Raw genomic sequence first — 19,045 nt, 5'->3', positions numbered from 1 at the left:
TGTCAGATGATGAAAAGGCAGCAGCGAAAGCTGAAGTAGCGAAAGCAGCCATCGCAGCCGTAAATGCTATCAATGAAGCGAAAGATCAAGAAAGTGTAGATAGAGCTCAGGCTACAGGACTTAAAGCAATTGCAGCAGTAACTCCAGTAGGTACAATTAGTGCAGATGGAGAAAGCAACGTTATTAATCCACCGACTGTGGAAGTACCAGCTTACACAGATCCAGTAGGCACAAGTAGTACGGATGGCGAAGGTAATGTCATAACTCCACCGACTGTGGAAGTACCAGCTTACACAGATGCAGTAGGTACAAGTAGTACAGATGGCGAAGGCAATGTCATAACTCCACCGACTGTGGAAGTACCAGCTTACACAGATGCAGTAGGTTCAAGCAGTACGGATGGCGAAGGTAACTTGCTAGCTCCGCCAACTGTAGAAGTGCCAGTTTACACAGATGCAGTAGGTTCAAGCAGTACGGATGGCGAAGGTAACTTGCTAACTCCGCCAACTGTAGAAGTGCCAGCTTACACAGATGCAGTAGGTACAAGCAGTACAGATGGCGAAGGTAACTTGCTAACTCCGCCAACTGTAGAAGTCCCAGCCTATACAGAACCAGTAGGCACAAGCAGTACAGCTGGTGACGGCAAGGTAGTTACGCCACCAACAGCAGAAGTCCCAGCCTATACAGGTAGTGTGAATGGTATTTCAGAAGAAATGCCAGCTCAGCCACATAAGGACGGCAGTGCTAATGAAATGTCAGATGGAACTCCAGTATCTGAAACTACAATAAATAAAGATCGACAACTTCCAAATACTGGTACAGCAGACTCTACAGTAGCTATGGTAGCAGCTACAGCAAGTGCAGTACTTGGTCTTGGTCTTGCAGGCCGTCGTCGTAAAGAAGATGAAGAAGCATAATTTATATATAAGTTAATCTAATCTTTTAGTAAAATCTGTATTTGATTTTATAGCTTATATAGAATTCCTTAAAAAACTCTCCTAGTAGTCCATTGATTGCTAGGAGATTTTGGTTATTTGTCAATTATATAGGGTATTGAAACTGGAATAGTGGGACATGACTTCTGAAGCACTGTTAGAAATTAATTTGACTTTCCTAATCTCTTAGTTCACATCTTATTTCAATATACTATAATTCCCCAATCAATTTGCTTATATTTTATTTCAATTTACTATACTTTTCTTCTATAATTAAAAATACGATTATTAATTTTTTCGAATAATATTGAAAAGGAGGAAAATCATGTTTGTTGCGAGAGATACTAGGGGAGAATTGGTAAATGTGTTAGAGGATAAGCTTGAGAAGGAAGAATACACCTGCCCAGCTTGTGGAGGCCAGGTCCGTTTGCGTCAAGGACCAAGTGTACGAACCCATTTTGCCCATAAATCCTTAAAAGACTGTGATTATTCCTTTGAAAATGAAAGTCCAGAACACTTGGCAAATAAGGAAGTCCTCTATAATTGGTTGAAAACAGAGGCTGAGGTGCAATTAGAATACCCGCTTACAGAGCTTAAACAGATTGCGGATGTATTTGTAAATGGTAATCTAGTTTTAGAAGTTCAGTGTAGTCCCTTGCCTCAAAAAATTCTTAAAGAGCGCAGTGAGGGCTATCGTAGTCAGGGTTACCAGGTACTGTGGTTGCTGGGGGAAAAACTTTGGCTCAAGGAGCGTTTGACTCGTCTGCAAGAAGGTTTTCTCTATTTCAGTCAAAACATGGGCTTTTATGTTTGGGAAGTAGACAAGGAAAAACATCTTTTAAGACTCAAATACCTGATTCACCAGGATCTTCGAGGCAAACTCCATTATCAAATCAAGGAATTTCCCTATGGCCAAGATAGTCTACTGGAGATATTACGTTTTCCCTATAAGAAACAAAAAATATCTAGTTTTAGTGTTTCTCAGGACAAGGACATCTGTCGCTATATTCAGCAACAACTCTATTATCAAAATCCCATTTGGATGAAAGAACAAGCAGAAGCCTATCAAAAGGGAGAAAATCTCTTGATTTATGGCTTAAAAGAATGGTATCCACAAATTCGACCACTAGTAGGTGATTTTTGCCAAATTGAGAAGGACTTGACCGGCTATTATCAGTATTTTCAAACCTATTACCAAAAAAATCCTCAAAATGATTGGCAAAAGCTTTATCCACCAGCCTTTTATCAGCAATATTTCTTGAAAAATATGGTAGAATAGAAAGGATGGAGGAATCTAATGGTATTACAAAGAAATGAAATAAATGAAAAAGATACATGGGATCTATCAACGATCTACCCAACTGACCAGGCTTGGGAAGAAGCCTTAAAAGATTTAACAGAACAATTGGAGACAGTAGCCCAGTATGAAGGTCATCTCCTAGATAGTGCGGATAGCCTTCTAGAAATCACTGAATTTTCTCTTGAAATGGAACGCCAGATGGAGAAGCTTTACGTTTATGCTCATATGAAAAATGACCAGGATACACGTGAAGCCAAGTACCAAGAGTACTATGCCAAGGCCATGACTCTCTATAGCCAGCTAGACCAAGCCTTTTCATTCTATGAGCCTGAATTTATGGAAATCAGTGAAGAGCAGTATGCTGACTTTTTAGAAGCTCAGCTAAAATTGCAGGTTTATCAACACTATTTTGACAAACTTTTGCAAGGCAAGGAACACGTTCTATCACAAAGAGAAGAAGAATTATTAGCTGGAGCTAGTGAAATCTTTGGTTCGGCAAGTGAAACTTTCGCTATTTTAGATAATGCAGATATCGTCTTTCCATTTGTTAAAGATGAAGATGGTAACGAAGTACAATTATCACATGGCGTTTATATGCGTTTGATGGAGTCTAAAAATCGTGAAGTTCGCCGAGATGCTTATCAGGCCCTTTATGCAACTTACGAGCAATTCCAACATACTTATGCTAAAACCTTGCAAACAAATGTTAAGGTTCAAAACTATCGTGCAAAAGTTCGTAACTACAAGAGTGCTCGTCATGCAGCCCTAGCGGCAAATTTTGTTCCAGAGAGTGTTTATGACAATTTGGTAGCAGCAGTTCGCAAGCATTTGCCACTCTTGCATCGCTATCTCAACCTTCGTTCAAAAATCTTGGGAATTTCAGACCTCAAGATGTACGATGTCTACACACCTCTTTCATCTGTTGAATACAGTTTCACCTACGAGGAAGCCTTGAAAAAGGCAGAAGAGGCCTTGGCAGTCTTGGGTGAGGATTACTTGAGCCGTGTTAAACGTGCCTTTAGCGAGCGTTGGATTGATGTTTATGAAAACCAAGGCAAGCGTTCAGGTGCCTACTCTGGGGGTTCTTACGATACCAATGCCTTTATGCTTCTAAACTGGCAGGACAATCTAGACAATCTCTTTACCCTTGTCCATGAGACTGGTCACAGTATGCATTCTAGCTATACTCGTGAAACGCAGCCTTATGTTTATGGAGATTATTCTATCTTTTTGGCTGAAATTGCTTCAACAACAAATGAGAATATCTTAACGGAGAAATTGTTGGAAGAAGTGGAAGACGATGCAACGCGCTTTACTATTCTCAATAACTTCCTAGACGGTTTCCGTGGAACAGTTTTTCGTCAAACTCAATTCGCTGAGTTTGAACACGCGATTCATCAAGCAGACCAAAATGGTGAAGTCTTGACAAGCGATTTCCTAAATAAACTCTACGCAGACTTGAACCAAGAGTATTATGGTTTGAGTAAGGAAGACAATCCTGAAATCCAATACGAGTGGGCTCGCATTCCACACTTCTACTATAACTACTATGTATACCAATATTCAACAGGTTTTGCAGCAGCCTCAGCCTTGGCTGAAAAAATTGTCCATGGTAGTCAAGAAGACCGTGACCGCTATATCGACTACCTTAAGGCAGGTAAATCTGACTATCCACTTAATGTCATGAGAAAAGCTGGTGTTGATATGGAGAAGGAAGACTATCTCAACGATGCCTTTGCAGTCTTCGAACGTCGTTTGAATGAGTTTGAAGCCCTTGTTGAAAAATTGGGATTGGCATAAGATGGTTGAATCATATAGTAAAAATGCCAACCATAACATGCGTCGCCCTGTCGTCAAGGAAGAAATTGTGGACTTGATGCGTCAGCGTCAAAAGCAAGTCACAGGCGATTTGAAAGAATTGGAAGAATTTGCTCGCAAGGAAAATATTCCCATTATTCCCCATGAAACGGTTGCTTATTTCCGTTTTCTCATGGAAACCATGCAACCTAAAAACATTCTGGAAATTGGGACGGCTATCGGTTTTTCAGCTCTCTTGATGGCTGAACATGCACCAAATGCAAAGATTACAACCATTGACCGCAATCCAGAAATGATTGGTTTTGCTAAGGAAAATTTTGCTCAATTTGACAGTCGCAAGCAAATTACTCTCCTAGAAGGAGATGCGGTAGATATCTTATCTACACTGACAGAGTCCTATGATTTTGTCTTTATGGATTCTGCCAAGTCTAAATATATCGTCTTTCTGCCAGAAATCCTCAAACACTTGGACGTTGGAGGTGTGGTTGTCTTGGATGATATTTTCCAAGGTGGCGATGTTGCCAAGGACATTATGGAAGTCCGTCGTGGCCAGCGAACCATTTATCGTGGTCTTCAAAGATTATTCGATGCAACCTTAGACAATCCAGGACTCACTGCAACATTAGTACCTTTAGGGGACGGCATTCTCATGCTTCGTAAAAATGTAGCAGACGTTCAATTGCCTGTTAGCGAATGATTTTCAGAATAATTTAAGAAAATATAGTAAAATAGATAGGGTAACACTTATCTCAAAGGAGTAGACATGAAGAAAAAACTATTGGCAGGTGCCATTACACTATTATCAGTAGCAACTTTAGCAGCTTGTTCGAAAGGTTCAGAAGGAGCAGATCTTATCAGCATGAAAGGAGATGTTATCACTGAACATCAGTTCTTCGAGGAAGTAAAGAATAATCAAGCAGCTCAACAAGTTTTGCTTAACATGACCATTCAAAATGTTTTTGAAAAACAATATGGGTCAGAAGTAACTGACAAAGAAGTAGAAGATGCAATTGCTGAAGAACAAAAGAAATATGGGGACAGCTATCAAAATGTACTCTCACGTGCCGGAATGACACTTGAGACACGTAAAGCTCAAATCCGTACTAGTAAATTGGTTGAATTAGCAGTTAAGAAGGCAGCAGAAGCTGAATTGACAGATGATGCTTATAAGAAGGCCTTTGATGAATACACTCCAGATGTAACGGCTCAAATCATTCGTCTTGATAATGAGGATAAAGCGAAAGAAGTCCTCGAAAAAGCTAAGGCAAGTGGCGCAGATTTCGCTCAATTAGCTAAAGATAACTCAACTGATGAGAAAACCAAAGCTAACGGTGGTGAAATCACTTTTGATTCAGCTTCAACAGAGGTACCAGATCAAGTTAAGAAAGCAGCTTTTGCCTTGGATGTTAACGGCATTTCTGATGTCATTACAGCTACTGGTACTCAGGCATACAGCAGTCAATATTACATTGTAAAACTCACTAAGAAAACAGAAAAGTCATCTAATATTGATGACTATAAAGAAAAATTGAAGACGCTTATTCTTACTCAAAAACAAAATGATTCATCATTTGTTCAAAGTATTATCGGAAAAGAGTTGCAAGCTGCAAATATTAAAGTTAAAGATCAAGCTTTCCAAAATATCTTTACTCAATACATTGGTGGTGGAGATTCAAGCTCAAGCAGTTCTTCAAAAGAATAAAACAGAAAAGAGCCAAGCGCTCTTTTTCTTATGGGAAAATCTTATATCTTAAGGGTAAGGGTTTTTTTCTTTCTGAAAAAGTGGTATAATAGCAATCAAAACTAGAAAATAAAACGGAATTGGGAACAAATTTCTTTGTTCCTATTAGAGTGGTGTGATATGAAAATTAGTAAAAGGCACCTGTTAAACTATTCCATTTTGATACCTTATCTTCTTTTGTCTGTATTAGGGCTAATCGTAGTATATTCGACGACGAGTGCAACCCTGATTGAAGAAGGGAAAAGTGCTCTTCAATTGGTCCGAAACCAAGGTGTTTTCTGGATAGTTAGTTTAATTTTGATCGCCTTAATATATAAGTTAAAACTAGGTTTCTTAAGGAATGAACGACTGATTATTATCGTTATGTTCATAGAGATAATTTTACTAGCTTTGGCACGTTTAATAGGAGTTCCGGTTAATGGAGCCTACGGTTGGATTTCAGTAGGACCTGTAACAATTCAACCAGCAGAGTATCTAAAAATTATTATTATTTGGTATTTGGCTCATCGTTTTTCCAAACAACAAGAAGAAATCGCTATTTACGATTTCCAAGTTTTAACTCAAAATCAATGGATTCCTCGTGCTTTTAATGATTGGCGCTTTGTCCTTTTGGTAATGATAGGAAGTCTGGCTATTTTCCCAGATTTGGGGAATGCTACTATCCTAGCTTTGGTTGCCTTGATTATGTATACAGTTAGTGGGATTGCTCATCGTTGGTTTATAGCCTTTATCGGTCTTTTGTTTGGAGTTTCGGCCCTTTCCTTAACAGCTATTGATATGATAGGGGTTGATAAGTTTTCAAAAGTTCCAGTATTTGGATATGTGGCTAAGCGTTTCAGCGCCTATTTTAATCCCTTCGCCGATTTGGCAGGAGCTGGTCATCAACTTGCAAATTCCTACTTTGCCATGGTCAATGGTGGATGGTTTGGTCTAGGTTTAGGAAACTCAATCGAAAAACGTGGCTATTTACCAGAAGCCCATACAGACTTTGTTTTTTCAATTGTCATTGAAGAGTTTGGATTTGTGGGAGCCAGCTTGATCTTGGCACTTGTCTTCTTCCTTATTTTACGAATTATTCTGGTAGGAATTCGTGCTAAGAATCCCTTTAATTCCATGATGGCGATTGGGGTTGGGGGGATGATGTTGGTACAGGTCTTTGTTAATATCGGTGGAATTTCTGGTATTATTCCTTCAACTGGAGTAACCTTCCCTTTCCTATCGCAAGGAGGAAACAGTCTCCTAGTCTTATCTGTAGCCATCGCCTTTGTCTTAAATATTGATGCAAGTGAAAAGCGTGCCCAATTATATGAGGAGTTAGAAGCTCACTCATCACACTATATGTAGAGCTGATAGTGGAAAGGATTACCTATGTCTCTTCAAAAATTAGAAAACTATAGTAATAAAGCTGTTGTGCAAGAAGAAGTATTGATTTTAACAGAATTGTTAGAAGATATCACTAAAAATATGCTTGCTCCAGAGACTTTTGAAAAAATCATGCAGTTGAAGGAATTGTCAACTCAAGAAGATTATCAAGGTTTGAACCAATTAGTTACTAGTCTGTCAAATGATGAAATGGCTTATATTTCACGCTATTTCTCTATCTTACCTCTTTTGATTAATATTTCAGAAGACGTGGATTTGGCCTATGAAATCAACCACCAAAATAATATCGATCAAGATTATCTTGGTAAGTTGTCAGCAACAATCAAAATGGTTGCAGAAAAAGAAAATGCGGTTGAAATTTTAGAACATTTGAATGTTGTTCCTGTTTTGACAGCTCACCCAACACAAGTGCAACGTAAGAGCATGCTGGATTTGACTAACCATATCCATACCCTCTTGCGTAAGTATCGTGATGTGAAATTAGGCTTGATTAATAAGGAAAAATGGCATAATGATCTCCGTCGTTATATTGAGATTATCATGCAGACAGACATGATTCGTGAAAAGAAATTGAAAGTGACCAATGAAATCACGAATGTTATGGAATACTACAATAGTTCATTCCTGAAGGCAGTTCCTCATTTGACTGCTGAGTACAAGCGTCTGGCTAAAAAACACGGTTTGGAGTTGAAACATCCTAAACCAATTACCATGGGAATGTGGATTGGTGGAGACCGTGATGGGAATCCCTTTGTGACTGCAGACACTTTAAAACAATCTGCTATGACCCAGTGTGAAGTCATCATGAATTACTATGATGAAAAGATTTACCAACTTTATCGTGAGTTCTCTCTCTCAACCAGTATTGTCAATGTCAGCAAGCAAGTTAGAGAAATGGCTCGTCAATCTAAGGATAACTCTATTTATCGTGAAAAAGAGCTTTACCGTCGTGCCTTGTTTGATATTCAATCAAAAATCCAAGCGACAAAAACCTATCTGATTGAAGATAAGGAAGTTGGGGCTCGCTATGAAACAGCTAATGATTTTTATAAAGATTTAATTACCATTCGTGATTCCCTCTTGGAAAACAAGGGAGAAGCACTGATTTCTGGTGATTTTGTTGAGCTGATTCAGGCAGTTGAAATTTTTGGTTTCTATTTGGCCTCCATCGACATGCGTCAAGATTCTAGTGTTCATGAAGCTTGTGTGGCCGAACTATTGAAATCAGCAGGAATCCATTCTCGTTACAGCGAACTAAGTGAAGAGGAAAAATGCCAGCTTCTCTTAAAAGAATTAGAAGAAGATCCACGCATTCTTTCTGCTACTCATGTTGAAAAATCAGAGTTACTTGAAAAAGAATTGGCCATCTTTAAGGCTGCCCGTAATTTGAAAGATAAGTTGGGTGATGATGTTATTCGTCAGACCATTATTTCACATGCAACCAGCGTATCAGACATGCTGGAATTGGCTATCTTACTAAAAGAAGTAGGGCTAGTTGATAAAGAGAGAGCTCGTGTCCAAATTGTCCCTCTTTTTGAAACAATCGAGGACTTGGACCACTCAGAAGAAACCATGAGGGAATACCTTTCTCTTGGTCTAGCTAAGAAATGGATTGCTTCACGTAATAATTACCAAGAAATCATGCTTGGTTACTCTGACAGTAATAAAGATGGTGGTTACTTATCATCATGTTGGACCCTCTACAAGGCTCAACAACAATTGACTGCTATTGGAGATGAATTTGGTGTTAAGGTTACCTTCTTCCACGGCCGTGGTGGGACTGTCGGTCGTGGTGGTGGACCAACTTATGAAGCTATTACCTCCCAACCGCTCAAGTCTATCAAGGATCGTATCCGCTTGACGGAGCAGGGTGAAGTAATTGGTAATAAATACGGAAACAAAGATGCTGCTTATTATAACCTTGAAATGTTGGTTTCAGCAGCTATTAACCGCATGATTACTCAGTGGAAGAGTGATACTAATACCTCAAATCGCTATGAGGCTATTATGGACCAAGTAGTGGACCGTAGTTATGATATTTATCGAGATTTAGTCTTTGGGAATGAACATTTTTATGATTATTTCTTTGAGTCAAGTCCAATCAAGGCTATTTCCAGCTTTAATATTGGTTCTCGTCCAGCTGCTCGTAAGACCATTACTGAAATCGGTGGTTTGCGTGCCATTCCTTGGGTCTTCTCGTGGTCACAAAGTCGTGTCATGTTCCCAGGATGGTATGGTGTCGGATCAAGCTTCAAGGAGTTTATCGATAAAAATCCAGAGAATATTGCTATCTTACGAGATATGTACCAAAATTGGCCTTTCTTCCAGTCTCTCCTTTCAAATGTCGATATGGTCTTGTCAAAATCGAACATGAATATTGCTTTTGAATATGCTAAGTTATGTGAAGATGATCAAGTGAAGGCTATTTATGATACTATTTTAGACGAATGGCAATTAACTAAAAATGTTATCCTAGAGATTGAAGGGTATGACGAATTATTAGCTGAAAATCCATATCTAAAAGCAAGTTTGGATTACCGTATGCCTTACTTTAATATCCTTAACTATATCCAGTTGGAGTTGATTAAACGTCAACGCCGAGGAGAATTATCAAGCGATCAAGAAAAATTAATTCATACAACCATCAACGGAATTGCGACAGGATTGCGTAATTCGGGTTGATACCTTTCAAACTTCCTCTGTTCTATAGGGGAAGTTTTTGAATATTTCAAAAAAATACTAAAAGAGTCTTGACAAGTAGTTGAAAAATGATATAATTTAAACATTCAGAAAAGTAATCATTCAAACTTTTTAGAGAGTCTGTGGTAGCTGAAAACAGATAAGTGGTAATGATGAAAATTGGGCTGGATGTTATTTAGAATTTGAAATCATAAAAATTCGGTGAGCACACCTTACAGTGCATCTCGTTATTGCGAGACTGAGCGATAGGGAAATTCCCTGTAATTGAGGTGGTACCGCGCATCGACGTCCTCACACAAGTTTTTTGTGTGAGGACTTTTTTATAGGAGGTTTGTATGGAAAGAAAACGATGGCGTCGCTTGTTTATACTCAATGAAAATCAAAAAGCAAACTAGGAAGCTAGCCGCAGGTTGCTCAAAGCACTGCTTTGAGGTTGTGGATAGAACTGACGAAGTCAGTAAACATAGCTACGGTAAGGCGACGCTGACGTGGTTTGAAGAGATTTTCGAAGAGTATTAGATAAGTGAAGTATTTTAAAGAAATAAAAAGGAGAAATAGAATGAAAAATAAACGTTTAATTGGAATTATCGCTGCATTAGCAGTCTTAGTAGCAGGAAGTTTGATTTACTCTTCAATGAATAAACCAGAAGCTAAGAATGAGAAAAAAGTTGCCAAAGTTGGTGTCCTTCAGTTTGTCAGCCATCCATCTCTTGACTTGATTTATAAAGGAATTCAAGATGGACTTGCAGAAGAAGGTTATAAAGATGACCAAGTTAAAATCGATTTTATGAACTCAGAAGGTGACCAAAGTAAGGTTGCGACAATGAGTAAACAATTGGTTGCAAATGGCAATGACCTTGTGGTTGGTATTGCAACACCAGCTGCTCAAGGTTTGGCTAGCGCCACAAAAGACTTACCGGTTATCATGGCTGCTATTACAGACCCAATTGGTGCTAATTTGGTTAAAGATTTGAAAAAACCAGGTGGCAACATTACAGGGGTGTCTGACCACAATCCAGCTCAACAACAAGTTGAACTCATCAAGGCTCTAACACCAAATGTGAAAACAATCGGAGCTCTTTACTCAAGTAGCGAAGACAATTCAAAAACACAGGTCGAAGAATTTAAGGCTTATGCTGAAAAAGCAGGTTTGACAGTGGAAACATTTGCGGTTCCTTCAACAAATGAAATTGCTTCAACAGTCAACGTTATGACTAGCAAGGTCGATGCTATCTGGGTTCCAATCGATAACACAATTGCTTCAGCCTTCTCAACAGTTGTATCAAGCAACCAATCAGCTAAAAAACCAATCTACCCAAGTGCAACCGCCATGGTAGAAGCAGGTGGCTTGGCATCAGTTGTAGTTGACCAACATGACCTTGGTGTGGCAACTGGTAAAATGATTGCGCAAGTCTTGAAAGGTGCAAAACCAGCCGATACTCCAGTTAATGTCTTTTCAACTGGTAAGTCAGTTATCAACAAAAAATTGGCACAAGAGCTAGGTATTACGATTCCTGATTCTGTTCTAAAAGAAGCGGGACAAGTGATTGAATAATCTGTAATGGAGGAGTTGGGGACATCTCCTCCAATTTTTTACAATAGAAATCATATAGAAAAGGTTAAGAAACAGATGATACTATCTATTATTTCTCAAGGATTTGTCTGGGCTATTTTAGGTCTGGGAATCTTTATGACATTTAGGATTTTAAACTTTCCAGATATGACGACAGAAGGTTCCTTCCCTCTTGGGGGAGCTGTTGCTGTCACTTTGATAACCAAAGGCGTGAACCCATTTTTAGCGACACTTGTTGCTGTAGGAGCAGGTTGTTTGGCTGGTATGGCAGCAGGTCTTCTTTATACAAAAGGGAAGATCCCAACCTTGCTCTCAGGGATTTTGGTGATGACTTCCTGTCACTCTATCATGCTCTTGATTATGGGACGTGCAAATTTAGGACTGCTTGGAACCAAGCAAATTCAGGATGTTTTGCCTTTTGATTCAGATTTGAACCAACTCTTGACAGGTCTTATCTTTGTAAGTCTTGTTATTGCTCTCATGCTCTTTTTCTTGGATACCAAACTAGGACAAGCCTATATTGCTACAGGGGATAATCCTGATATGGCTAGAAGTTTTGGAATTCATACTGGACGCATGGAGCTTATGGGCTTGGTCTTATCAAATGGTGTGATTGCCCTTGCAGGAGCTCTCATTGCCCAGCAAGAAGGGTATGCCGATGTATCTCGAGGAATCGGGGTTATCGTTGTGGGGCTTGCAAGTTTGATTATTGGAGAAGTTATCTTCAAGAGTTTGAGCTTGGCAGAACGTCTGGTTACCATCGTTGTAGGTTCTATCGCTTATCAATTCTTAGTGTGGGCGGTTATCGCTCTTGGCTTTAATACAAGTTACCTTCGTTTATACAGTGCCGTGATTTTGGCAGTCTGTCTCATGATTCCAACATTTAAGCAAACAATCTTGAAAGGAGCCAAGTTAAGCAAATGACAGCAATTGTAGAATTAAAAAATGCAACCAAAATCGTTAAAAATGGCTTTGATGAAGAAAAGATTATTTTAAATGATGTTTCCTTAGAAATTTTTGAACAGGACTTTATCACGATTTTAGGTGGAAATGGTGCTGGGAAATCAACTCTCTTTAACACTATTGCAGGAACCTTATCACTAACCAGTGGAACTATTCGTATCTTGGGTGAAGATGTTACCAAGTTTTCACCAGAGAAGCGTGCCAAGTACTTGTCTCGTGTTTTCCAAGATCCAAAGATGGGAACAGCTCCTCGTATGACGGTTGCTGAAAATCTTTTAATTGCCAAGTTTCGTGGTGAAAAGCGTGCATTGTTACCACGACGCTTGACTAGCTATAAGGATGAATTTCAGGCAACCATTGAAAAAGTAGGGAATGGTCTTGAGAGACATTTGAATACACCGATCGAGTTCTTATCAGGTGGGCAAAGACAGGCTTTGAGTCTCTTGATGGCAACCTTGAAGAGACCTGAATTACTCCTGTTAGATGAGCATACTGCTGCCCTTGATCCAAAGACCAGTGTGGCCTTAATGGAATTGACAGATGAATTTGTCAAGAAAGATCAGCTGACAGCCCTTATGATTACTCATCATATGGAAGATGCTCTCAAATACGGCAATCGCTTGATTGTCATGAAAGAAGGACGGATTATCCAAGATTTAAACCAAGAAGAAAAAGCAAAGATGAAGATTTCAGACTACTATCAATTATTTGAATAGATAATCTCTATTTTCATCAAGAATTGTGAAGCAAAACTTAGAAGCATGGAAGTGTTTCTGAGTTTTTTATCTTCTCTTGAAATTTTAAAAAATGAAGCAAAGATAATCATGGAAAGTGTATGAAATGGTTTACTTTTTTTCTGAAATAAAGTATACTATATAAAGTAAACTATGATAACATGGAGGTATTGTGTATGGTTGACAAACAAGTCATTGAAGAAATCAAAAACAATGCCAACATTGTGGAAGTCATAGGAGATGTGATTTCTTTACAGAAGGCTGGACGGAACTATTTAGGGCTCTGTCCTTTTCATGGTGAAAAGACTCCTTCTTTCAACGTTGTAGAGGACAAGCAGTTTTACCACTGTTTTGGTTGTGGTCGCTCGGGTGACGTCTTTAAGTTCATAGAGGAGTACCAAGGTGTTCCATTTATGGAGGCTGTCCAAATCTTAGGTCAGCGTGTTGGGATAGAGGTAGAAAAACCGCTTTATAGTGAACAGAAGCAAGTTTCGCCTCACCAAGCTCTTTATGATATGCACGAAGATGCAGCCAAATTTTATCATGCTATTCTCATGACAACAACCATGGGTGAAGAGGCGAGAAATTACCTTTATCAGCGTGGTTTGACAGATGAAGTGCTCAAACATTTTCGGATTGGTTTAGCACCTCCAGAACGAAACTATCTCTATCAACGTTTGTCTGATCAGTATCGTGAAGAGGATTTACTGGATTCAGGACTGTTTTATCTCTCTGATGCCAATCAATTTGTAGACACCTTTCACAATCGCATCATGTTTCCCCTAACAAATGATCAGGGAAAGGTTATTGCCTTCTCAGGTCGTATCTGGCAGAAAACGGATTCACAAACTTCTAAGTATAAAAATAGCCGATCAACTGCAATTTTTAATAAAAGTTACGAATTATATCATATGGATAGGGCTAAAAAATCTTCTGGAAAAGTCAGTGAGATTTACCTGATGGAAGGGTTCATGGATGTCATTGCTGCCTATAGGGCTGGAATCGAAAACGCTGTCGCATCTATGGGAACGGCCTTGAGTCGTGAGCATGTTGATCATCTGAAAAGGTTGACCAAGAAGTTAGTCCTTGTTTACGATGGCGATAAGGCTGGGCAAGCCGCGACATTGAAAGCCTTGGATGAAATTGGTGATATGCCTGTGCAAATCGTCAGCATGCCTGATAACTTGGATCCAGATGAGTATCTACAAAAAAATGGTCCAGAAGACTTGGCCTATCTATTAACGAAAACTCGTATTAGTCCGATTGAGTTCTACATTCACCAGTACAAGCCTGAAAACAGTGAAAATCTGCAAGCTCAGATTGAGTTTATTGAAAAAATAGCTCCCTTGATTGTCCAAGAAAAGTCCATCACTGCTCAAAACAGCTATATTCATATTTTAGCTGACAGTCTGGCATCCTTTGATTATGCCCAGATTGAGCAGATTGTGAATGAGAGTCGCCAGGCGCAAAGGCAGAATCGCATGGAAGGAATTTCCAGACCGACGCAAATCACTATGCCTGTCACCAAGCAGTTATCAGCTATTATGAGAGCAGAAGCCCATCTACTCTATCGGATGATGGAATCCCCTCTTGTTTTGAACGATTACCGTTTGCGAGAAGACTTTGCATTTGCTACACCTGAATTTCAGGTCTTATATGACTTGCTTGGCCAGTATGGCAATCTTCCTCCAGAAGTTCTAGCAGAACAGACAGATGAAGTTGAAAGAGCCTGGTATCAGGTTTTAGCTCAGGATTTGCCTGCTGAGATGTCGTCGCAGGAACTTAGTGAAGTAGAAATGACTCTAAACAAGGCTCTCTTGAATCAGGACAATATGAGAATTAAAAAGAAGGTGCAGGAAGCTAGCCATGTAGGAGATACAGACACAGCCCTAGAAGAATTGGAACGTTTAATTTCCCAAAAGAGAAGAATGGAGTAATAATGGCAACAAAACAAAAAGAAGTAACAACATTTGACGTACAAGTAGCAGAATTTATCCGTAATCATAAGCAAAAAGGGACAGCAACAGACGATGAAATTAATGCTAGTCTAGTCATTCCTTTTACCTTGGATGCTGATGGGATTGAAGATCTCTTGCAACGGATTCAGGATGCAGGGATTTCTATCACAGATAACGAAGGAAATCCAAGTGCACGTGTCCTTAGTGCTGAAGAAGAACCAGAACTCAGCGATGAGGACTTGATTGGTTCAACTTCGGCTAAGGTCAACGACCCTGTCCGTATGTACTTGAAAGAGATTGGAGTCGTTCCTCTCTTGACCAATGAAGAGGAAAAAGAGTTGGCACTGGCTGTTGAAGCTGGTGATATCGAAGCTAAACAACGCCTTGCGGAAGCCAACCTTCGTTTGGTTGTTTCCATCGCCAAACGCTATGTTGGTCGTGGTATGCAGTTTCTTGACTTGATTCAAGAAGGAAATATGGGCTTGATGAAGGCGGTTGACAAGTTTGACTATTCTAAAGGGTTCAAGTTCTCAACTTACGCAACTTGGTGGATTCGTCAGGCTATCACTCGTGCTATTGCGGATCAAGCTCGTACCATCCGTATCCCAGTTCACATGGTTGAAACCATCAATAAATTGGTTCGTGAACAGCGTAATCTCCTTCAAGAATTAGGTCAAGATCCCACACCAGAACAAATCGCTGAACGTATGGATATGACTCCTGATAAGGTTCGTGAAATCTTGAAGATTGCCCAAGAACCAGTATCTCTTGAAACACCAATCGGTGAAGAGGATGATAGTCACCTTGGGGACTTTATCGAAGATGAAGTGATTGAAAATCCAGTGGATTATACAACTCGTATCGTCTTGCGTGAGCAGTTGGATGAGGTATTGGATACTCTTACAGATCGTGAAGAAAATGTTCTGCGTCTGCGTTTCGGATTAGATGATGGAAAAATGCGTACCCTTGAAGATGTAGGTAAAGTCTTTAATGTGACTCGCGAGCGTATCCGTCAGATTGAAGCTAAGGCTTTGAGAAAACTACGTCAACCAAGTCGCAGCAAACCGCTTCGTGATTTTATTGAAGACTAGGAGTGAGAAAAATTATGGCTTATACAGAAGAACAAATTGAAAACATCAAAACACGAATTTTATCAGCCTTGGAAGAAGTTATCGACCCTGAGTTGGGAATTGATATTGTCAATCTTGGTTTAATTTATGAGATTCGTTTTGATGGAGATACAGGACATACTGAAATTGATATGACACTCACTACTATGGGTTGCCCTTTGGCAGATCTCTTGACGGATCAGATTTATGATGCCATGACAGAGGTGCCAGAAGTAACGGATACTGAGGTCAAATTAGTCTGGTATCCAGCCTGGACAGTTGAAAAAATGAGTCGTTATGCCCGCATTGCCCTAGGCATTAAGTAAACATATAAAAGGATGTGAGAGACCATTGGAAAAGCGAGGAAATTTCCCCCTCTTTTCCTCTAGTCTCTCCTTTCTTTTGCTGATTTTATTCAAAGAAAATGATATAATAGTAGTTATGGAAAAAAAGAAATTACGTATCAATATGTTAAGTTCAAGTGAGAAAGTAGCAGGACAAGGAGTTTCGGGCGCTTACCGTGAATTGGTTCGTCTTCTTCACCGTGATGCCAAGGACCAATTGATTGTTACAGAAAATCTTCCAATCGAGGCAGATGTGACTCACTTTCATACAATTGATTTCCCCTATTATTTATCAACATTCCAAAAGAAGCGCTCAGGTAGGAAAATTGGCTATGTGCATTTCTTGCCTGATACACTTGAGGGGAGCTTGAAGATTCCATTTTTCTTAAAGGGAATTGTTAAACGCTATGTATTTTCTTTTTACAACCGGATGGAGCACTTGGTTGTGGTTAATCCTATGTTTATTGAGGATTTGGTGGTAGCTGGTATTCCACGTGAAAAAGTAACTTATATTCCTAACTTTGTCAACAAAGAAAAATGGCATCCCCTTCCACAAGAAGAGGTAGCGAGACTGCGAACAGAACTTGGCGTTAGTGACAATCAGTTTATCGTAGTAGGTGCTGGTCAAGTCCAGAAACGCAAAGGGATTGATGATTTTATCCGTCTGGCTGAGGAATTGCCTCAGATTACCTTTATCTGGGCGGGTGGTTTCTCTTTTGGTGGTATGACAGATGGTTATGAACGCTACAAGAAAATGATGGATAATCCACCTGAAAATTTGATGTTTCCAGGTATTGTGTCCCCAGAGCGAATGCGTGAATTGTATGCCCTAGCGGATCTTTTCTTGTTGCCTAGTTATAATGAGCTCTTTCCTATGACGATTTTAGAAGCTGCCAGTTGTGAGGCTCCTATTATGTTGCGTGATTTGGATCTCTATAAGGTGATTTTGGAGGGAAATTATCGGGCAACAGCAGATAGAGAAGAGATGAAAGAGGCTATTTTAGAATATCAAGCAAATCCTGTTGCCTTAAAAGATCTCAAAGAAAAAGCTAAGAATATTTCTAGAGAGTATTCTGAAGAGCATCTGTTACAAATTTGGTTGGACTTTTATGAGAAACAAGCCGCTTTAGGGAGAAAGTAAAAAGTGAGGTAATCTATGCGAATTGGTTTATTTACAGATACCTATTTTCCTCAGGTTTCTGGTGTTGCGACCAGTATTCGAACCTTGAAAACAGAACTTGAAAAGCAGGGACATGCTGTTTTTATCTTTACGACGACAGATAAGGATGTTAATCGCTACGAAGATTGGCAAATTATCCGCATTCCAAGTGTGCCTTTCTTTGCTTTCAAAGATCGCCGCTTTGCCTACCGAGGTTTTAGCAAGGCGCTTGAAATTGCTAAACAATATCAACTAGATATTATCCATACTCAGACAGAATTTTCTCTTGGCTTGTTGGGGATTTGGATTGCGCGTGAATTGAAGATTCCAGTCATCCATACCTATCACACCCAATATGAAGACTATGTACATTATATTGCTAAGGGGATGTTGATTCGTCCTAGTATGGTCAAGTATCTGGTTAGAGGTTTTTTGCATGATGTAGATGGAGTCATTTGCCCGAGTGAGATTGTCCGAGACTTGCTATCTGACTATAAAGTCAAGGTTGAAAAGCGGGTTATTCCAACTGGTATTGAGTTAGCTAAGTTTGAGCGTCCGGAAATAAAGCAAGAAAATCTGAAAGAACTGCGTAGTAAACTAGAGATTCAAGATGATGAACAGATGTTACTGAGTCTTTCCAGAATTTCCTATGAAAAAAATATTCAGGCAGTATTAGCAGCCTTTGCAGAAGTTCTGAAAGAAGAAGACAAGGTTAAACTGGTGGTAGCTGGGGATGGTCCTTATCTGGATGACCTCAAAGAGCAAGCCAAGAAACTAGAGATTCAAGACTCGGTCATCTTTACAGGGATGATTTCTCCTAGTGAGACAGCTCTTTATTATAAGGCAGCGGATTTCTTCATCTCGGCATCAACAAGTGAAACGCAAGGTTTGACCTACTTGGAAAGCTTGGCTAGTGGAACACCTGTCATCGCACATGGAAATCCATATCTGGACAATCTGATCAATGATAAAATGTTTGGAACCTTGTATTATGGAGAACATGATTTAGCTGGAGCTATTCTGGAAGCCCTGATTGCAACGCCAGATATGAATGAGCATACCTTATCAGATAAATTGTACGAGATTTCAGCTGAGAACTTTGGGAAACGAGTACATGAGTTTTATCTGGATGCTATCATTTCAAATAACTTCCAGAAAGATTTGGCTAAAGATGATACGGTTAGTCAGCGTATTTTTAAGACAGTTTTGTATCTTCCGCAAAAGGTGGTCGCTGTACCGGTAAAAGGCTCTAGACGCATGCTGAAGGCTTCAAAAACACAGTTAATCAGCATAAGAGATTATTGGAAAGACCATGAAGAATAGAAAGA

15 protein-coding genes and 1 other annotated feature are annotated in these 19,045 nt (G+C 39.5%); all 15 genes read left to right on the top strand.

Features of this window, described 5'->3' with window-relative positions; all coding sequences use genetic code 11:
* A partial coding sequence (locus tag EII37_RS06120; protein ID WP_124787950.1) for an LPXTG cell wall anchor domain-containing protein occupies window positions 1-917 on the top strand: 917 nt, incomplete at its 5' end.
* Between the two features lie 343 nt (window positions 918-1,260).
* Window positions 1,261-2,214 (top strand): competence protein CoiA, encoded by a 954-nt coding sequence (locus EII37_RS06115; RefSeq protein WP_124787949.1) that lies wholly within the window; start codon window positions 1,261-1,263, stop codon window positions 2,212-2,214.
* 18 nt (window positions 2,215-2,232) lie between these two features.
* Window positions 2,233-4,035, top strand: a complete 1,803-nt coding sequence (gene pepF, locus EII37_RS06110; protein WP_124787948.1) for an oligoendopeptidase F — start codon at window positions 2,233-2,235, stop codon at window positions 4,033-4,035.
* A 1-nt stretch (window position 4,036) separates the two neighbouring features.
* Window positions 4,037-4,750 carry an O-methyltransferase gene (locus tag EII37_RS06105; protein WP_124787947.1) on the top strand — a complete coding sequence of 238 codons (714 nt, stop codon included), beginning with the start codon at window positions 4,037-4,039 and terminating at the stop codon, window positions 4,748-4,750.
* 66 nt (window positions 4,751-4,816) lie between these two features.
* On the top strand, window positions 4,817-5,755 hold the full coding sequence (prsA, locus tag EII37_RS06100; RefSeq protein WP_124787946.1) for a peptidylprolyl isomerase PrsA: 939 nt from the start codon (window positions 4,817-4,819) through the stop codon (window positions 5,753-5,755).
* Window positions 5,756-5,914: 159 nt separating this feature from the next.
* The gene (ftsW, locus tag EII37_RS06095) at window positions 5,915-7,138 is read left to right on the top strand and encodes a cell division peptidoglycan polymerase FtsW (RefSeq protein ID WP_124787945.1); all 1,224 of its coding nucleotides are present in this window, start codon (window positions 5,915-5,917) and stop codon (window positions 7,136-7,138) included.
* A 24-nt stretch (window positions 7,139-7,162) separates the two neighbouring features.
* Entirely contained in the window at window positions 7,163-9,859 is a 2,697-nt protein-coding gene (ppc, locus tag EII37_RS06090) for a phosphoenolpyruvate carboxylase (protein WP_124787944.1), read from the top strand.
* A 96-nt stretch (window positions 9,860-9,955) separates the two neighbouring features.
* Window positions 9,956-10,173 (top strand) — a binding site (T-box leader).
* Window positions 10,174-10,436: 263 nt separating this feature from the next.
* Window positions 10,437-11,432, top strand: coding sequence for a tryptophan ABC transporter substrate-binding protein (gene trpX, locus EII37_RS06085; RefSeq protein WP_124787943.1), 996 nt, complete (start codon window positions 10,437-10,439; stop codon window positions 11,430-11,432).
* A gap of 75 nt (window positions 11,433-11,507) precedes the next feature.
* On the top strand, window positions 11,508-12,374 hold the full coding sequence (locus EII37_RS06080; RefSeq protein ID WP_004234420.1) for an ABC transporter permease: 867 nt from the start codon (window positions 11,508-11,510) through the stop codon (window positions 12,372-12,374).
* The gene (locus EII37_RS06075; RefSeq protein WP_124787942.1) at window positions 12,371-13,129 is read left to right on the top strand and encodes an ABC transporter ATP-binding protein; all 759 of its coding nucleotides are present in this window, start codon (window positions 12,371-12,373) and stop codon (window positions 13,127-13,129) included. Before EII37_RS06080 ends, EII37_RS06075 begins: the two co-directional genes overlap by 4 nt.
* A 194-nt stretch (window positions 13,130-13,323) precedes the next feature.
* Window positions 13,324-15,084, top strand: a complete 1,761-nt coding sequence (gene dnaG / locus EII37_RS06070) for a DNA primase (protein WP_221620933.1) — start codon at window positions 13,324-13,326, stop codon at window positions 15,082-15,084.
* A 2-nt stretch (window positions 15,085-15,086) separates the two neighbouring features.
* Window positions 15,087-16,196: an RNA polymerase sigma factor RpoD gene (gene rpoD / locus EII37_RS06065; RefSeq protein WP_004259586.1), complete on the top strand. Its 1,110-nt coding sequence runs from the start codon at window positions 15,087-15,089 to the stop codon at window positions 16,194-16,196.
* A gap of 14 nt (window positions 16,197-16,210) precedes the next feature.
* Entirely contained in the window at window positions 16,211-16,540 is a 330-nt protein-coding gene (locus EII37_RS06060) for a metal-sulfur cluster assembly factor (protein WP_033680483.1), read from the top strand.
* Window positions 16,541-16,655: 115 nt separating this feature from the next.
* Window positions 16,656-17,699 carry an alpha-galactosylglucosyldiacylglycerol synthase gene (gene cpoA, locus EII37_RS06055; RefSeq protein WP_260424853.1) on the top strand — a complete coding sequence of 348 codons (1,044 nt, stop codon included), beginning with the start codon at window positions 16,656-16,658 and terminating at the stop codon, window positions 17,697-17,699.
* Window positions 17,700-17,714: 15 nt separating this feature from the next.
* Entirely contained in the window at window positions 17,715-19,040 is a 1,326-nt protein-coding gene (locus tag EII37_RS06050; protein WP_124787941.1) for a glycosyltransferase family 4 protein, read from the top strand.
* The last annotated feature ends 5 nt before the right edge of the window (window positions 19,041-19,045 follow it).

This window comes from Streptococcus sp. OH4692_COT-348 (genome assembly GCF_003859975.1).
GTDB lineage: Bacteria > Bacillota > Bacilli > Lactobacillales > Streptococcaceae > Streptococcus.
This window is presented reverse-complemented; position numbering and strand designations above follow the sequence as displayed.

What these genes read in the sequence shown, in the direction of transcription:
- EII37_RS06060 (WP_033680483.1), top strand. Translation starts at nt 16,211, where the DNA reads ATGGCTTATACAGAAGAACAAATTGAAAACATCAAAACACGAATTTTA.
- rpoD (WP_004259586.1), top strand. Translation starts at nt 15,087, where the DNA reads ATGGCAACAAAACAAAAAGAAGTAACAACATTTGACGTACAAGTAGCA.
- EII37_RS06075 (WP_124787942.1), top strand. Translation starts at nt 12,371, where the DNA reads ATGACAGCAATTGTAGAATTAAAAAATGCAACCAAAATCGTTAAAAAT.
- dnaG (WP_221620933.1), top strand. Translation starts at nt 13,324, where the DNA reads ATGGTTGACAAACAAGTCATTGAAGAAATCAAAAACAATGCCAACATT.
- ftsW (WP_124787945.1), top strand. Translation starts at nt 5,915, where the DNA reads ATGAAAATTAGTAAAAGGCACCTGTTAAACTATTCCATTTTGATACCT.
- ppc (WP_124787944.1), top strand. Translation starts at nt 7,163, where the DNA reads ATGTCTCTTCAAAAATTAGAAAACTATAGTAATAAAGCTGTTGTGCAA.
- pepF (WP_124787948.1), top strand. Translation starts at nt 2,233, where the DNA reads ATGGTATTACAAAGAAATGAAATAAATGAAAAAGATACATGGGATCTA.
- trpX (WP_124787943.1), top strand. Translation starts at nt 10,437, where the DNA reads ATGAAAAATAAACGTTTAATTGGAATTATCGCTGCATTAGCAGTCTTA.
- EII37_RS06050 (WP_124787941.1), top strand. Translation starts at nt 17,715, where the DNA reads ATGCGAATTGGTTTATTTACAGATACCTATTTTCCTCAGGTTTCTGGT.
- EII37_RS06105 (WP_124787947.1), top strand. Translation starts at nt 4,037, where the DNA reads ATGGTTGAATCATATAGTAAAAATGCCAACCATAACATGCGTCGCCCT.
- EII37_RS06115 (WP_124787949.1), top strand. Translation starts at nt 1,261, where the DNA reads ATGTTTGTTGCGAGAGATACTAGGGGAGAATTGGTAAATGTGTTAGAG.
- EII37_RS06080 (WP_004234420.1), top strand. Translation starts at nt 11,508, where the DNA reads ATGATACTATCTATTATTTCTCAAGGATTTGTCTGGGCTATTTTAGGT.
- cpoA (WP_260424853.1), top strand. Translation starts at nt 16,656, where the DNA reads ATGGAAAAAAAGAAATTACGTATCAATATGTTAAGTTCAAGTGAGAAA.
- prsA (WP_124787946.1), top strand. Translation starts at nt 4,817, where the DNA reads ATGAAGAAAAAACTATTGGCAGGTGCCATTACACTATTATCAGTAGCA.